This is a genomic window from Psychrobacter sp. BF1 (assembly GCF_019279065.1).
GTDB lineage: Bacteria > Pseudomonadota > Gammaproteobacteria > Pseudomonadales > Moraxellaceae > Psychrobacter > Psychrobacter urativorans.
Genome location: NZ_JAGYWV010000002.1, coordinates 122,077 through 138,943, shown reverse-complemented (window position 1 = coordinate 138,943; position 16,867 = coordinate 122,077). Strand labels below are relative to the sequence as shown.

The 16,867-nt window shown below is 41.2% G+C and carries 16 protein-coding genes; 13 read left to right on the top strand and 3 right to left on the bottom strand.

Annotated elements, in window-relative coordinates; translation table 11 throughout:
• Positions 1 to 95: 95 nt before the first annotated feature.
• From glyA to KZA12_RS03495, 4 genes are all read left to right on the top strand, one after another.
• A complete protein-coding gene (gene glyA / locus KZA12_RS03510) occupies positions 96 to 1,352 on the top strand; it encodes a serine hydroxymethyltransferase (protein ID WP_218689252.1) in 1,257 nt (418 codons plus the stop codon).
• Between the two features lie 251 nt (positions 1,353 to 1,603).
• Entirely contained in the window at positions 1,604 to 2,101 is a 498-nt protein-coding gene (locus KZA12_RS03505) for a hypothetical protein (RefSeq protein ID WP_218689251.1), read from the top strand.
• 61 nt (positions 2,102 to 2,162) lie between these two features.
• Positions 2,163 to 3,293: a lipopolysaccharide assembly protein LapB gene (locus KZA12_RS03500; protein ID WP_218689250.1), complete on the top strand. Its 1,131-nt coding sequence runs from the start codon at positions 2,163 to 2,165 to the stop codon at positions 3,291 to 3,293.
• Between the two features lie 258 nt (positions 3,294 to 3,551).
• The gene (locus KZA12_RS03495; RefSeq protein ID WP_218689249.1) at positions 3,552 to 4,310 is read left to right on the top strand and encodes a type 1 glutamine amidotransferase; all 759 of its coding nucleotides are present in this window, start codon (positions 3,552 to 3,554) and stop codon (positions 4,308 to 4,310) included.
• A gap of 239 nt (positions 4,311 to 4,549) precedes the next feature.
• Here the strand turns inward: KZA12_RS03495 and KZA12_RS03490 are convergent, their stop codons facing one another.
• From KZA12_RS03490 to KZA12_RS03480, 3 genes are all read right to left on the bottom strand, one after another.
• The gene (locus tag KZA12_RS03490; protein ID WP_218689248.1) at positions 4,550 to 4,867 is read right to left on the bottom strand and encodes a barstar family protein; all 318 of its coding nucleotides are present in this window, start codon (positions 4,865 to 4,867) and stop codon (positions 4,550 to 4,552) included.
• A 1-nt stretch (position 4,868) separates the two neighbouring features.
• A complete protein-coding gene (locus KZA12_RS03485) occupies positions 4,869 to 5,642 on the bottom strand; it encodes a ribonuclease domain-containing protein (RefSeq protein ID WP_218689247.1) in 774 nt (257 codons plus the stop codon).
• Positions 5,643 to 5,833: 191 nt separating this feature from the next.
• Positions 5,834 to 7,135, bottom strand: a complete 1,302-nt coding sequence (locus KZA12_RS03480; RefSeq protein WP_218689246.1) for a glutamate-5-semialdehyde dehydrogenase — start codon at positions 7,133 to 7,135, stop codon at positions 5,834 to 5,836.
• Between the two features lie 430 nt (positions 7,136 to 7,565).
• Between KZA12_RS03480 and KZA12_RS03475 the strand changes: the two genes are divergently transcribed.
• The 9 genes from KZA12_RS03475 to KZA12_RS03435 all read left to right on the top strand — a co-directional run bounded on the left by KZA12_RS03475 (position 7,566) and on the right by KZA12_RS03435 (position 16,738).
• Positions 7,566 to 7,895 carry a hypothetical protein gene (locus KZA12_RS03475; protein WP_218689245.1) on the top strand — a complete coding sequence of 110 codons (330 nt, stop codon included), beginning with the start codon at positions 7,566 to 7,568 and terminating at the stop codon, positions 7,893 to 7,895.
• 309 nt (positions 7,896 to 8,204) lie between these two features.
• Positions 8,205 to 8,570, top strand: coding sequence for a hypothetical protein (locus tag KZA12_RS03470; protein ID WP_218689244.1), 366 nt, complete (start codon positions 8,205 to 8,207; stop codon positions 8,568 to 8,570).
• 201 nt (positions 8,571 to 8,771) lie between these two features.
• Positions 8,772 to 9,569: an ABC transporter ATP-binding protein gene (locus KZA12_RS03465; RefSeq protein WP_373416575.1), complete on the top strand. Its 798-nt coding sequence runs from the start codon at positions 8,772 to 8,774 to the stop codon at positions 9,567 to 9,569.
• A 394-nt stretch (positions 9,570 to 9,963) separates the two neighbouring features.
• Positions 9,964 to 10,758, top strand: a complete 795-nt coding sequence (locus KZA12_RS03460; protein WP_218689243.1) for a transporter substrate-binding domain-containing protein — start codon at positions 9,964 to 9,966, stop codon at positions 10,756 to 10,758.
• 136 nt (positions 10,759 to 10,894) lie between these two features.
• Positions 10,895 to 11,788 carry a transporter substrate-binding domain-containing protein gene (locus KZA12_RS03455; protein WP_218689242.1) on the top strand — a complete coding sequence of 298 codons (894 nt, stop codon included), beginning with the start codon at positions 10,895 to 10,897 and terminating at the stop codon, positions 11,786 to 11,788.
• 150 nt (positions 11,789 to 11,938) lie between these two features.
• Positions 11,939 to 12,895, top strand: coding sequence for an ABC transporter substrate-binding protein (locus tag KZA12_RS03450; protein WP_256932811.1), 957 nt, complete (start codon positions 11,939 to 11,941; stop codon positions 12,893 to 12,895).
• A 339-nt stretch (positions 12,896 to 13,234) separates the two neighbouring features.
• Positions 13,235 to 13,969, top strand: a complete 735-nt coding sequence (locus KZA12_RS03445) for an ABC transporter permease (protein WP_201621800.1) — start codon at positions 13,235 to 13,237, stop codon at positions 13,967 to 13,969.
• 12 nt (positions 13,970 to 13,981) lie between these two features.
• A complete protein-coding gene (locus KZA12_RS03440) occupies positions 13,982 to 14,707 on the top strand; it encodes an ABC transporter permease (RefSeq protein WP_218689241.1) in 726 nt (241 codons plus the stop codon).
• A gap of 165 nt (positions 14,708 to 14,872) precedes the next feature.
• Positions 14,873 to 16,738, top strand: a complete 1,866-nt coding sequence (locus KZA12_RS03435; protein ID WP_218689240.1) for a DUF3616 domain-containing protein — start codon at positions 14,873 to 14,875, stop codon at positions 16,736 to 16,738.
• Positions 16,739 to 16,867 lie beyond the last annotated feature (129 nt).

Genomic DNA, 16,867 nt, shown 5'->3' with positions numbered 1-16,867 from the left:
ATTGTTGTGTATGGCAAGCCTCCTTTGGGCTAATCTCTTTAATATTTCCCTCTAGTAATATTTCTCATAAAAAATACTCTATATAGGACATAACTATGTTTAAAGATATCTCTATAAAAGAATATGACCCAGCTCTTTCTGCTGCTATGGAAGCTGAAAGCGTACGTCAAGAAAATCATATTGAGCTTATCGCTTCAGAGAACTATTGCTCACAAGCTGTAATGGAAGCCCAAGGTTCAGATCTTACCAATAAATACGCAGAAGGCTATCCAGGCAAGCGTTATTATGGTGGTTGTGAGCACGTAGATATCGTTGAGCAGTTAGCTATTGACCGTGCAAAACAGTTGTTCGGTGCTGAATACGTCAACGTGCAGCCACACTCAGGTAGCCAAGCCAACTCAGCAGTATTTTTAGCGCTTCTTGCTGCCAATGATACTATCTTAGGTATGAGCCTTGACGCTGGTGGTCACTTGACTCATGGCGCTCACATCAACTTCTCAGGTATTAACTACAATGCTGTGCAGTATGGCTTAGTTGAAGAGACTGGTCTTATTGATTATGACCAAGTTGACCGCTTAGCGCGTGAGCATAAGCCTAAAATGATTATTGCTGGTTTTTCAGCGTATTCACAAGTAGTCGATTGGCAGCGTTTCCGTGATATCGCTGATGAAGTTGGTGCTTACTTCTTAGTCGATATGGCTCACATCGCCGGTTTGGCCGCTACGGGCACTTATCCTAACCCAGTGCCGTTCGCTGACGTAGTGACTAGTACTACTCACAAAACCTTACGTGGCCCACGCTCAGGCATCATCATGTCACGTGATGATAAGCTAGCTAAAAAAATCAACTCAGCAGTATTCCCAGGCAACCAAGGTGGCCCATTGATGCATGTTATCGCTGCCAAAGCGATTTGCTTCAAAGAAGCTTTGGAAGATAACTTTAAGACTTATCAGCAGCAAGTGATCAAAAACGCCAAAGCTATGGCGGCAGTCATTCAAGAGCGTGGCTATGAAATCATCTCTGGCGGTACTGAAAACCATCTAATGCTTATCAGCTTAGTTAAGCAAGAAATGACTGGTAAAGAGGCCGATAAATGGTTGGGTGATGCACACATTACGGTTAATAAAAACGCTGTACCTAACGATCCAAAATCTCCGTTCGTCACTTCTGGTATTCGCATCGGTACGGGCGCTGTGACTACTCGTGGCTTCGATGAAGCAGACGTAAAAGAGTTAGCTGGCTGGATGTGTGACGTGCTCGACGCTCGTGGCGATGAAAAAGTACTAGCCGAAGTGCGCGAAAAGGTTGAAGCAATCTGCACGAAAAAACCGGTTTATGCTAAAAATCAGTAAGCTTTAATTAGTGACTGTTTGATTAATGACTATTTAATTGGTTATTAATAGTATTAAAAAAACCGCTTAGCTTTTTGCTAGGCGGTTTTTTTGTGGGTCGAAAATGTAGGTTTTTTTAGCATATCAATGCTAATCTTGCTCTTTGCGCATACACTATCAATACTTATCGTGGTTTTGATTTTCTAATCTTCGTTGGTAAGTTAGGATTCACTACGATATTGTCTAAAAATTGAGTCTCTAAGGAGCAGTCATTGTCAAATAATCTAAGTTTATTTGGGTCAGTATTCGTGGCGCTATTGCTTTCAGGTTGTGTAAGCCAAGCTTTAGAGATTCCTGTAGAGACACCTAAGATTGTGCAAACGGATGTGCCCGAACCTACACTCATTATTAAATCGGAACCAATAAAGCAACCCTTGCAAATCGCCACTTGGTCGCCAACCCCACTGATGGGTAGATTGACCGCCATGAACGCAGGCTATTTACGCTCCTACCGAAACTGTCTGGTCTTAACTGATGGCAAGGACAGCTTGCCTACACATGAAAACAGTTTGTTGTTGGTATTGGCCGATACGTCCTTCTCTTGGGATGAGGAAGAACAAACGCTAGTCTTTGAAGGCAAGCCTTACAAGCTAGGCGATGAGCTCTATCTGGGTGGCGGCTCGTTCAGTTATCCCATAGGTATTCTCACGGATGAGGTAAAAATCAATTGGAAAGAGTGTGGCTTAAGCCGAGGCTGGCTTGGCGGTTAGGTCAAGCCTTTCTTGCTGGCTCTAAGCAGGCAATGTTAAAAAATAATAATAGGAATAGACCTTGGCGATGACACCAGATATCGATCAATTACTCAGTCGGTTAGCTGATTATCCTGATGATGACAAATTATTAGCCATCATCGCTCTATATTATATGGAGCACCCAGACGGGGATAAAGATTTAGAGTATTTTGAGAGGGCTTATCAGGTAAATCCTTCGATAGAGAATACTCATAATCTAGCATTTTGGCTGCATCATGAATACGGTGAGCCCGAGCGTGGTTTGCTGCTACAAAAGCAGGTCATGAAGAGACAGCCGCAGTCTTATTTTCCTTATATCAGCTATGCGCAGATGCTCTTAGCGCAAAATTATAATGAAGACGGGGTATTCACGCTTAGAGATGTTGAGCATTATGAAGAGGTTATCAGTACCTATCAGTTAGCTCTCGATAAGATTAATAATATAGCGCCTAGTTATCGCCAATCTCATTTAAACAAGAGGGTGTTTTTTTATAAAAATATAGCCTGCGCTTATGCGATGATCGATAACTTTGAGCAGGCATTTACTTATTTTGAGAGGGCTCAAACCTTAATTTCTGAGTTGCTTACGGGCGACTTTAGCAGTATTCCTGCTGCTATATTAGAAGAGAAGTACTATGAGATTTTACTCGATAAAGCTCGCTTATATATATTACTAGGCGATGATTCTAAGGCGCTAACCCTATTGAATGAGGCCAGATATCATGGGGATTGCTGTAACTTAACAGTAGCCAGCCTATATAGTAGATTAGGCAAGTATAGCTTAGCTGCCCAGTTAACTGAGAATGAAGCAGTTCATGAGTCTTGGGACTGGGTTTGGTATGCGGGTTATCAAAGTGATCGAGATAAATGGCGAAAAACTATGAATACAGCCCTGAAAAATGAGCAACAGTGTTTAGTAGAGAACCAGTTAGAAGCTGAGCAATATTGTTTAGAAAACAAACAGCAATTGCTCAAGGAAAAACTGAATTTTATTGACCAACAAAAAGCTGAAATCAATAGGCTAGAGATGATATTGGCGACGGACGACCAGCCGAGGCCGCAAGATGATATTCAACAAGAGATTCGCAGTATGTATTTTGGTTGTTTATTATTTGGCTGTGAGCGTCATCGAGGCTTGATTGATGATAGCAATCGATACTATTGGCATTAAATCATAGGGTTTAGGGCGAGTCCTCAATTAACAACACTAGCGTGTAATGGACTAAAACTGGCTATATTTTCGTCACTCTGCGAAAATTTCTAGACAATATGCTTATATTCTCTGCAAAATTGCCATGGACTGACAAAAATCTATCTCACTTTTAGCCTCATGATTCAATTGAGGACACGCCCTAGTCATTAAGACCAGTCAACGCTTTTAAAACCTGTAAGTCACTATAACCCTTCATTAATTATAAAAGGTCACTCCATGACTCTTCGTATCCATGCCCTCTACCACGTTGATTTTGAAGATTTGGGCTATATCGGCCAGTGGGCAGACAGTCGTGGCCATCAGATAAATTACACCCGATTTTATAATGGTGATCCTCTGCCAGAGCCAGACAGTTTTGATTGGCTAATTATTATGGGCGGGCCAATGAGCATTCATGACGAGGCTGAGTTTGCTTGGCTTACCGATGAAAAGCGTCTTATCGCTGCGAGTATTAGTGCAGGCAAGACCATCATCGGCTTTTGCCTTGGCGCACAGCTGATCGCAGACAGTTTAGGAGCGACCGTGCAGCCATCGGGGATTAAGGAGATTGGTTGGATGCCTATCGAGCTAACCGAAGCGGGTAAGCAGCATTGCTTATTGCAAGACCTACCGAAAGAGGCGTTCACGGTGTTTCACTGGCATGGCGATGGCTTTGCGTCTCCCAAAGGAGCTATACCTATTGCGACTTCAAAAACTTGGGAGCATCAAGGGTTTACTTATCAAACGGCTTTGCACAAACAGCAAGGGACATGGTTAATGGGCTGGCAATGTCATTTTGAAGTGACGCCTGAGAGTATGGTGAAAATGGTCGCTAATGGCCGTGACTATATTGCCGAGTCATTGACTGACAACCTTGATTCTGTGCAGACGGCTGAAACGATATTGCAGTTAGGGCAGCAGCATATTGCTAGTAATAATCACTGGTTATCGATGATGCTAGATAACATGGCTCAAGGTCAAAAACCTCATGAATAAAACCGCAGTGAAATATTACAGAATAGCTAGAATCAAAGGCTGCTTAGTGATCCCCTATAACCATCCTTTGATTCTAACTAAAGTAAGGAATAAGGAATAAGGGTCAAAATATAAAAAACGCCAACATTCAGCTTATATATCTTAAAGGTTGATTAAAAACTAATTTTTAATACAGTTGGCACAGCACAGCACAGCACAGCACAGCACATCATATAAAATCTACGTAACCGATAAATATATCAGCCAATAACCCATAACTGCGGCTGCCCAAAGTCTCGATAAGCGTCCTCAATGATACTTTTAAACATATTAAAGTCTTCGGTATTAATCTTCTCTATATCTGCTAAATCCAACTGCAAATATCTAATTTTAGTATCTATTAAGCAGTCCCATAGCGCATCCCAATTATGACCGAAATAAGCGGGGAAATCGCCAGCTTTGGCTATGCTGGTTAATAGCGTCTCCTTATTTAATTCATCTTCGATATTGATATTGATAGCTTGCTTAGGGATGCTATCGGCATCGTTTTTATTAACATAAATAATGGCTTGGCTCATATCAGTCTACCTCAAGTTTACTAAAGCTGTTGTAATGGTCTAGAGTCAAGTAATAGACAGTTGGTGGATTGCCACCAGTGACGATACGTCGTGCGCCACGATGAGATACACCGGGCGTGGGTACAGTATATTCCCGATAGTAGCCTGACGACTGCGAGGGTAGTTGCCCTTCTCGATTATAAAAGCTAGTGCCGTCCTTATTGGGGTAAGGGAAAGGTCCACCTTGTTTAATCAGGGCAATAGTACGATCTATCTGCGCATCGCCAGTGATAGATGTCGCGGTTGCTTCACCAGTGGGAGCGCTTGAAGTTTGCGAGCTAGTTGCTAAGTCATTGGCAAACAAGCTGGACTTTAAGTCGGCAAAGAAATAAAGCGCCACAGCAATAATGGCGATCAAACTAAATAGAGTGGATAACTTGCTTTTTTTATTAGGGTTAGCACGGTTGCTATTGCTATTGCTATTGCTATTGCTATTGCTATTAGTGTTGTGATGACGATTCGCATTAGCTTTTTTAGAGTTATGCTTTAGTGAATGATTGATTGAATCTGGTGCTGAGCTTTCAGCAATACTTAAGGCAATGGAAGTAACTTCAGTTGCTTGTAGCTGGTTTTTATCATTGCGTTCACTATTGAAATACACCCGTTGGCCTACAGTTATTGGCTGCGATAGTCGCACTTTACTGATATGAAAGAATACATCTTCGGGTTGATCATCAACATCGATAAAGCCATAACCTTGGCTTTGATTCCAGTGTTTAATTTCGCCACTCTGCATAACTGCACTGCCTTAATAACTGTCTATGTTAAAGCAGTATATACAACATCATTAGCACTCACAAAACAAAAGCTAGTAGTAATGATGGTTCGTAAGCATAAAAAACGCCAGCAACAATACTGACGTTTTAGTGGTTCGAGAGGATGAATATCATTAATGGTTATAAAAGCGATTAGCCATTATAAAAGTCACTAAGCACGAGTCTCACCGTGACCATAAACGATCCATTTTTGTGAAGTTAGTCCTTCGAGACCTACAGGACCACGGGCATGGATTTTATCGGTAGAAATACCAATCTCAGCACCCAGACCGTATTCAAAGCCATCAGCGAAACGGCTTGAAGCATTAATCATCACACTAGCTGAGTCCACTTCACGAATAAAGCGCTGTGACTTAGTATAGTTATCAGTGATGATGACATCGGTATGATGGCTACCATGAGTATTGATATGCTCAATGGCTTCGTCTAAGCCAGCAACTATTTTTATCGCTAATATCGGTGCAAGGTATTCAGTATCCCAATCTTCAGCGGTTGCGGCCGATAGATGCCCAGCAAGCTTAGCATTGTCTTTTAATAGAGCATATGACTGCTCATCAACACGCAATTGCATCGCCTCGTCCGCTGCAATAATCGCTTCAGCAATCTTAGGCAGCAGCTCTTCAGCGACAGCTGTATCTACTAATAAAGTCTCCATAGTGTTGCAAGTACCGTAACGATGGGTCTTAGCATTAACACTGACTTTTATCGCAATCTCGGCTTGGGCATCACTGTCGATATAAGTATGACAGTTACCATCTAAATGCTTGATGACTGGCACTTTGGCATCGCGACTGATACGTTCAATCAAACCTTTACCACCACGTGGCACAATTACATCGACATAGGCAGTCATAGTGATCAATTCGCCGACCGCTGCACGATCAGTAGTCTGTAGTACTTGCACGCTATGCTCAGGAAGGTCAGCAGCTTTGAGACCTTGATGAATACATTTAGCAATCGCTTGATTAGACTCAAAAGCTTCTGAGCCTCCACGTAGAATAATAGCGTTACCTGATTTTAAGGCTAGAGAGGCCGCTTCTAAAGTGACGTTTGGACGTGACTCATAAATCATGCCCACTACTCCTAGTGGCACGCGCATCTTACCTAGATGGATACCTGAGGGCTGAAAAGTCATATCAGTGACCTCACCGATTGGATCAGGCAAAGTCGAGACATCTTTTAGGCCTTGAAGCATGCCATTAAAACGAGCAACGTTAAGCTCTAAGCGATCTAGAAGAGCGGCGTCTAAATTATTCTTTTGCCCATTATCCATATCTGTTTTATTAGCCGCCAGAATCTCTGACTTAGCAGTGACTAATTGATCATGAATAGCTATCAATGCAGCATTTTTGTGACTAGTATTAGCAGCGGCAAGGGCGCGAGAGGCAGCACGTGCTTGTTTACCGACGCTTTGCATATAAGTAGCAATATCTGTAGTAATCGATTGAGTCATGTATTATTTTCCTTATGTTTATAAGATTTTTAAACCAGAGAAAGTAGCAAATGATTAGAGTGTTAAAGATACCAAATGGTAGCAAAAGCTGATATAAATAGAAGTTTTAGGCCCTTTACTGCCTAACGCTATTTAACATAGAGCAGATTAAGGCGATAGTAAAGGCGAATTTAAGCATACTAAGTAGTAATGATGGCCTGTTTGAGTAATGTTGGCTGAAGCGTATTGAGCATTTACAATTAAACTCTGCGCTAGTTGCATGGTCAACCTAGCCCAATAGTGTTACGTATTTTTAACACAAGTAGGGTGTAAATACTAAAGTAGTGCTTGCAAGTTGCCATTATAGTTACTATCAAATTATCCCTTATAACCGATAGTCTATTATCGTTCTTTATTGCTAGGTAGGGCATAGCCACTATGGAGAGCCAAGATGGCCACGGAAGATAACAACTCTAGAAAACCAGCAATATCCAAAAAATGGCTATACGGCTCTTTGGCGGTAATTGCCCTGATTTTGGGGCTTTATTTAGATAATTCAGCGGTAGCTGCTGAATACAGGGCAGCCGTTAACTCAGTCACCCTAGTGAAGATTAATCCGCAAGAGGGCCATTTAGATAGGGCCACTGCTAGCGAAGACAATGATTCTGATAGTGCTGATAGTGCTGATAGTGTTAATAGTGCTGACGATTTTGACAATAACGATGATAAAGAAAATAACAACGACGTTGACTATTCTTTTGACGACGATATGGAAGACTGATTAATAGACGATATAGAAGTCTAACTGACAATAGCAAAACTATTTTCTACCGCTATTGTGCTAGACCTATGCTTTTTGAATACAAGTCTCGAAAGCTTTAGCGGGCTGGCTACTATCTTAAAATCAGCGAAAAAAATAGTCTTTATTAACAAAGCCTCCGCTAAAAATAGACAATTACTGTAGTCGATTATTAGACATTGCTTAATAAACCTAACTTGTTGCACAGCTTATGATGCAAGCTAGTCGGAAAAGTTCAAACTACTATTATTTATTATCACAGTTTTTAATTTCACTAAAAAGGTAACTATTATGATCACGTCATTACCAATAGCTAAGAAACTACTCATGGCTACTTTGGCAGTAGCGGCATTGACATTAAGTGCTTGTGCTGACAAAGAGGCTGCGACTACCGAAGCGGATACTACGGCTGATGCACAAACTGCTATAGAGCAAGAAGCTACAGGGGTTAGTGATGTAGAGCAAGGGACTAAAAGCGTCAATAGTACAGTTACTGCAGATGATGCATCAGTCAATGGCAGTGTTAGCGCCGAAGCTGATGATAATAAGGCTACTGTTGATCAATTAGGCACGGAAGAGGGCACAGAAGCTAACACTATCGATGACTCAGAAATATTAGATGGTAGTGAAACGCAAGAACACGTGTCGACTTACTGAATTTGACCATTAAGCGGCTGACTAATCAACTCTGTAAAATAAACCTTTATGTTATTAAGTTGATTGGTAAAGCTGCTAATAGTGTTATTATATAGCCACATTTTGTGTTCTAAGATGATAAAATAAGGCTCAAGTCTGCACTAGCGGCTTGGCCTTTTTTTATGATGTATTTTTTATTAATAATCGGAAATATGCTGAACCATGCCTGATATGACTAAAGACTCGACTCGCCCTATCGCCTTAGAATTGCAAGACTTACATAAGAGCTATGGCTCCTTAGCTGTCCTAAAAGGCGTGTCTCTTACAGCCTACGATGGGGATGTTATCTCAATTCTGGGCTCATCCGGTTCCGGAAAATCCACTTTATTGCGCTGTATTAACTTGCTGGAAAAACCAACGCAAGGTCGAATTAGAGTAGGCGATGAAGAGCTAATATTAAAGCCTAATAAGTCTGGTGAGTTGCAGGCGGCAGATATCAAACAGCTTGAAAGCTTACGTGCCAGTGTGGGTTTTGTATTCCAGAACTTTAACTTGTGGCCGCATAAGACCATTCTGCAAAATATTATCGAAGGGCCAACGCAGGTTCTTAAGATAAAAAAAGACCAAGCGATTAGCGATGCAGAAGTATTATTAGATAAGGTTGGCTTATTAGATAAAAAAGACGCTTACCCAGCCAATTTATCTGGCGGTCAACTTCAGCGAGTGGCTATCGCTCGTGCATTAGCTATGCAGCCTAGAGTATTGTTATTCGATGAGCCTACGTCAGCGCTAGATCCTGAGCTAGTTAACGAAGTATTAGTAGTAATGCGTGAGTTGGCAGAAGAGGGTCGTACTATGTTGATTGTCACTCATGAAATGCGTTTTGCCCGCGAAGTTTCTAGCCAAGTAGTGTTCTTGCATCAAGGCGTGGTGGAAGAGATAGGTACCCCTGAAAAAGTCTTTGATAATCCAAACTCGCAACGAGTCAGAGACTTTATGGCTTCGCATCGTCAACACTAGTATCTTAGAGCTATCCGCTTATCCATTAGCAGATCAAAACTAGCAGCTGCCAAGGTTTTTGCCCAACACGCTCAGTACTACATATTAAGCCACTAGCCTTTGCTGAGTGGCTTTTTATTATCAACTAACCTTGAAGTAAAAAATCCACTCTCCTAGTTTTACTACTATTATCTGCATGGCACTAGTCAAAATCTCGGCTGCACTATTATAGTTATTACTCTACCGTTTATTACGGGATAATGACAGTCAACACCTAAAACGTTTGTTTTTGATATTTTAGTAAGGTATTATCGAGGGGTTTATAACCTATCGATATTTATGACTATTTTAGTGATTTGGCATGGATGTCAAATGCCAATAATAGCAGCCACGCTTATCAAGAATTAAGGAACATATGATGTTTAACTCCCGTCTTTTATGGTCATCTATGACTATTACTGCCGCTATAACCTTGGCTGCTTGTAGTCAGCAAGATACTGCTAACACTGATGCTAACGCTACTGCTACTGATAGCGCTGGTAAAACCATTCGTATCGCTACAGAAGGGGCTTATCCTCCTTTTAACTTCACTAATGCTGATGGTAGTCTTGGCGGTTATGACATTGATGTAGCTAATGCTCTGTGTAAGCAAATGCAAGCCAAATGTGAAATCGTTGCTCAAGATTGGGACGGTATCATTCCAGGCTTATTAGCACAAAAGTATGATGCAGTGATTGCTGGTATGTCGATCACTCCTGAACGTCAAGAAAAAGTTGACTTTACCGAACCTTATTTCGCTAACACTATGGTATGGCTTACTGACACTAAAGGCAGCTTTAATCCTTTAGCTATTAAAAATCTGAATCTAGGTGGTCAACGATCAACTACTCCTGGTGCTTATTTGCAAGATAACTATGAAGGCAAAGACGGCAATACTGTACAGTTATATGACAATTACGATAATGCCTATTTGGATCTAAAATCAGGCCGTAGTAATGCTGTATTAGCTGAAAAAGTCTCAGCAAAATCATGGTTAAAAGACAATCCTAAAGGCTTCGGTATAGTAGGCGATGAGATTGATAACGATGATAATATTGCTATTGCAGTACGCAAAGGTGATTCATTAAGAGAAGACTTCAACAAGGCTTTGACTGAGATTCGCAGCAATGGTGAGTTAGCACGCCTTGAACAAGCTAATTTTGGTGAATAGTTTTTAGTAATCGTTATGGTTTGTTAAGTTGCGATCTACTAAGTCATTTACCTATCAAGTTACTCCCTATACAGTAGTGAGCCCTTGGCTAATAAGCCAATTTAGCCACTACTAGATAAACACAGGAATAGACATTATGGCCCTTTCAATAGCTTCATCAAAAATAACTAAAGCCATGTGGCTGGCACCTTTGAGTGCTGCTGTACTTATGCTGGCTGGCTGTAATAATAGTGCCACACCAACTGAGAACGCTGCGACTGATACCTCAGCTGACGCTACGCCATTGAATATCAAAATCGCTACCGAATCGAGCTATAAGCCTTTTAGCTATACTGATGCTGATGGCAAACTTATCGGTTATGAGATCGAGCTAGTCGATGCTTTATGTGAGCAAATGAAAGCTAAGTGTGAAGTGATTTCTCAAGACTGGGATGGTCTGATTCCTGGCCTAAATGCGCAAAAATTCGATGCTGCTATTGCTGGCATGTCGATTACTCCTGAGCGTAAAGAAGTGGTAGAGTTTAGCGATCCGTACTTTTATAGTGGTATCGTGCTAATTGGTAAAAAAGGCGATAATATTAGGGTTGAAGACCTAAAAGGTCAATCTATCGGCTCACAGCGTGCAACTATTGCCTCGCAGTACTTGCAAGCCGATCATCCAGAAGCAGATATCAAGCTCTATGATACGCAAGATAATGCTTACTTAGATCTAACCTCAGGTCGTGTCCGTGCCATGATGTCTGATAAAGTCACTGGTATTGACTGGCTAAAAACAGCAGCTGGTCAGGACTACGAAGTTAAAGGCCAAGAAATCAGCACTAATGATGATGCTATGGGTATTGCTTTTCGTAAAGGCGATGCTCTAGTAGCAAAATTCAATACCGCTTTAGCTGAGCTAAAAGCTAATGGTACTTATGATCAAATCACTAGTAGTTATTTCGGTACTACCACTACTGCTGCTGCGCAGACCTCAGTGACTCCAGCTACCGAAGCGGTCGTTGAAGATAAGACGGTTAAAGTAACTAATTAATAGCCGCATCATTAATAGCTATATCAAAATCAGCTAAAAATATGATTTAACACTGTAGTAGCGGGTAGCTAATAGCCTATTTATTGGTCAAAGCCAAGTTACTACTTTTAACTATTCAGTTCATACGCTTAGCTAATAAGGGAATTAAGGATGATGACCAACAGTAATGCTAGCCAAGTTTCAGTCTTCAATAAGCTACTAGGTGGCAAGGGCACAACCAGAGGCCACCTATCGAAGACAATCCTGACCTTAGCTGCGGGCTTAGCTTTAGCGAGCTGTGGTAATAATCAACAAGTAGGCACAGAGGCGAATACTGACAGCAGCGACAATGCTGCTGCTAGTCATGATGAAGTGCTACGTATTGGTACAGAAGGCGCTTATCCGCCATTTAACTATACTAATGCTGATGGCTCGCTTGGCGGTTTCGATGTCGAAATGGCCAATGCTTTGTGTGCAGATATGAAAGTGACTTGTGAAATTATAGCTCAAGATTGGGACGGTATTATTCCCGGCTTAAAAGCAGGTAAATACGATGCCATCGTTGCTGCTATGTCGATTACCCCAGAACGTGCTGAGCAAGTCAGCTTTACTGATCCTTACTTTAGTAATAATTTAGTATTTTTGGCTAAGCAAGGTAGCAATTTTGATCCTAGCAACGCTGAGGATATTGATAAAAATCTAATCGCAGCCCAGCGCTCGACGATTTCATCACAGTGGCTTGAAAAAGCTTATCCACAAGCCAAAATGAAGCTCTATGATACTTTGAGTAATGCTTTTTTAGACTTAGGCTCAGATCGTGTTGATGCGATGATCTCTGATAAGCTACCAGCGCTACAGTGGCTTAACTCAACCTCTGGCAAAAATTATGTGCTAAAAGGTGATGAGATCGATATTAATGATAACTTCGCTATTGCTGTACGTCCGGGCGATGAGCTACAAGCTAAGCTCAATAAAGCCTTAGCCAATATAAAAGCTAATGGTGTTTATGATGATCTTAATAAAAGATATTTTTCAGTACCAGCCGCTACTAGTGCTGTAGGCGGTGAACCAGCAACCGCAGCAGCAGCAAAGCCGGAAGTTAGTACTGCTGATAGCAAAGCCCAGTAACCCTCGAATAATTTAGAAGTAAAATTTGGGATATCACTGTAATGGTGTTATCCTTTTCGCTTTTTTAGCTTCGCCTTTAACGGGCTATTGCAGATTGGCGTTAGCAAGATAAAGCCGTAGTACTATTAGCAATATAAAACCTTTAGGCAAAGAGACGTTTTTTGCTGATTATGGCTTTTATTTTTGTGATTAAACATCAATGCTGTTGGATATGATAAAATCAGCGCTCATTGCTATATCTGCAATGAGCGAACCGATCACTGATTGTTTTGACCATTATTTTATTAACTTGTTAGGGCGTTTAGTACGTCCCCATCTAAAAAGAATGAGTGAGCCCTAGTGTTTGATTTACAAGGATTTGGCGCGCTATTACTAAGCGGCGCAACCGTCACCATTAAGATTGCTATGGCCAGCCTAGTCATCGGTATGTTATTAGGGTTGCTAGGTGCTACTGCTAAGTTATCTAACGTTTGGCTACTGCGTAAACTTGCCCTTCTATATACAGGGATAATGCGTGGTATCCCTGAGCTGCTACTAGTACTATTTATCTATTATGGTGGCTCTATCTTACTGATGAGCGTCCTCAAAAAGTTCGGTTATACTGACTATGTCGAAATCAGTGCTTTTTGGGCTGGAGTCATGGCCTTGTCTATTGCTTTCGGTGCTTATGCGACCGAAATCTTTCGCATGTCGATCCAAGAGATCCCTGTGGGTCAAAGCGAGGCAGCACAAGCGATTGGTCTGCGTCCTTTGCAGATATTTTATCGTATTACTTTACCGCAAGTATGGCAGATTGCGTTGCCTGGGCTTGGCAACTTATTCCTAGTCTTACTCAAAGATACAGCTTTAGTCTCAGTAGTTGGTCTCAAAGATATTATGTATCAATCCTCACGTGCCGCACAGTCCACTCAGCAGCCGTTTACCTTTTATATGGCAGCGGCGATTATTTACTTGGGTTTAACAATGTTGATTACTGGCTTTATGATGTGGCTTGAGTGGCGCGCGAATCCTGCTGCTCGTTATGCTAAAAAGCTGAGTCGTCAATCAATAACCAATCAATCAATCAAAGGGTAGGGGGAGAAGCTCATGGATTGGAATTGGCAGGTTATTTTTGAGAGTATCCCAGTTTTGTTAGATGGTGCAGTATTGACTGCAAAGATGGTTGTTATCTCCGGTATTATTGGTTTGTTCTTTGGTATAGTACTGGCACTGTTGCGCTTGTCTAAAAGCTGGATGGTACAACTACTCCCTTTTTGTTATATCTTCTTTTTTCGTGGCACGCCGCTATTAGTACAAATATTTTTGATCTACTACGGTCTTGGTCAGTTTGAAGCCGTACGTAGCTCATTTCTATGGGAACCGGTACTGAGTCAAGCCTACTGGTGCGCTATCATCGCTTTTACTATGAATACTAGCGCTTATTTGGCAGAAATCATTCGTGGGGCTATTCAAGCTATTCCGGTTGGCGAGCTTGAAGCAGCTGACGCTATCGGTATGTCCAAGTGGCAAAAGCTGACTCGTATCACCTTACCACGGGCTTTTGGTATCGTTATTCCTGCTTATAGCAACGAAGTTATTTTTATGCTCAAAGGTAGTGCCTTAGCCTCAACTATTGCTTTGATGGATATCATGGGCGAGACACGAACAGTTATTTCGAAAACTTACACTTCAATTGAAATGTTCTTTGCCGCGGGTATCGTCTATTTATTATTAACTTGGGTAATATTGTTTATTTTTAGACTGTTCGAGAAGCATATGAATCGCTATATGACTTATGTGCCACCTGATGTGACCACTCATACTATTCCGTAACTTATTGACATATCTATTACAATAGTAATCATAAGTAAAAAAACATACGATGTATCAAAAATAAGGCCTTAAAAATACTTAAGGCCTTATTAGCTTAATAGAGCCTAAGATTTAGTAGGCCGGGTAATTATTTTAAATATTTTTATATGAAAAAGTAGGTAGATTTTGAATAGAAATTCCAATGTACTGTTTGATAAAGATTTGAGCGAAAATTCATACCAGTTGTTAGAGAAAGGTATAGGCAAAAAAGTAGCAGGTTATCCTCTCCAACATTTAACTGCCGACTTAGGCAATAGCCTAGATAAGAGGTTAGATAGTGACTTAAACTATCATCTAGCAAAAGATGTTGATAATGGCTTAGAGGAGTTGCTAAGTAAAGATCTTATTAAAAAGAAGAAAAAAAAGAAAAAAGATAAACCTGAATTAGTAACCCCAGTAGCTATTAACTTTGATAAAGCCTTAGAAACGGATGCTAAACCCTTACTGGGCACTTCAAAAGCTGTCGAAACTATGTTTCGCAACGCCTTACGTACTGAGCTGGATTTGATCGCCTTAGCGGCCACCAAAGCCAATATCATGATCTCGCTCAACGGTATTATCATCTCAGCTTTGATGATTTCAGGCGCCTTTATCTTTGTGTCCTCAGCAGCGTTTTTGATCCCAGCTGGGATGTTTATGTTTACTGCTGCCGCTTCAATATTCTTCGCTATACTCGCCGCCTCACCGGAAAAATCACAATTCTTCAAAGGTTTTTCTAATTGGTTAAAAGCCTTTATTAAGCGTGAAGCACATTTTCGTGATTTAAAGCAATACTTGGCACTAGCCAATCGAACTTCGTTGAACGGCGATATCAATCCACTGATTAATAAAGACCGTATGCAATTGTCGCGTGAAGAGTACTGGGAGCGCATGCAGATACTGATGCGTGATCGTGATGAGACTTATCATGCAATGAGTGATCAGCTCTACTGGCTCGGTCAAATAGCAGCACACAACTTTAAAATGCTCAACATCTCTTATAGCTTATTCCGTTGGGGTATGCTGGCTTCCGTATTGGCTTCTATCCTACTAAAAGCAATGCTATTCTTTTATCCAGGAGTAGGTGCTGACGTTCCCCCACAGCTAGATCAAACAGGCATGGGTACTTTGACTGGGGTCTTTGAGCCATCAGCGGTGCAACAGTTGCCCGATGGTCGAGTGTTGGTAATTGAGGATGAAGAGCAGCGCGCAATGAATCTTATGACTATAGCGCCTGATGGTAGCTTGAGTGAAAATGCAGTAGCTAGTCTACAGTTGACGCGTAGCTTCGGTCGTAAGCTCAATGATTTAGAAGGCCTAGCCGCTGATGACAAAGGTTTTATTTATGCGGCTACCTCGCATTCGTCTGATACGAATGGTAAACGTGATCCTAATCGCGAACAGCTAATACGCTTTCGGGTTAACGGTAACATCGCCGGTGATATCTCTAACATCAGTAATTTACGTGATAGCTTAATGAAGTCGCCAGTGCTGGAGGCTGCCTTTAAGGCACGACTGAATACTAAGGCTAATTTTGATAAGCTAGATATCGAAGGCTTAGCTTATGACGATAGCAAAAACTCTCTAATGCTAGGCTTGCGGGCACCTATGGCTGGCAAGCTATCTGTCATTATACCTATTACTAACTCAAATCAGATGTTTACCGATAAAGTGGCTCCAGTATTTGATCAGCCTATTTTTTTGGATCTGAATGGCGGTGGTATTCGTTCTCTATATTTCGATCCAGTATTAGCAGTATTCGTTATCGCCAATGAAATCAATGATCCAGCAGGTAATAAAGAAGCGCAAATTTGGACATGGACCGGTAACCGTGAAGACAAGCCTGTTAAAGTGGCTACCCCTGAGTTAGCAGCGCTTCAAAATATTGAAGCGGTTGATTCAATCACTGCTAACGGTACTATCAAAATGTTATTCATGGCTGATGAAGGCGATGCTAAAAAGGGCATTCACGCCAGATATATGATGTTAGATTATAAGAAATTTACCCAATAAATGTTGTCTAGTCTGAGCTACGGCTATTAGTTAACCTAATTATAGCTGTGGCTTTAACAAGGTGAGCTTAGTAGCTAATCATCAGCGATACTATTTATTTTATTATTTAATTCACTATTTTATTATTAC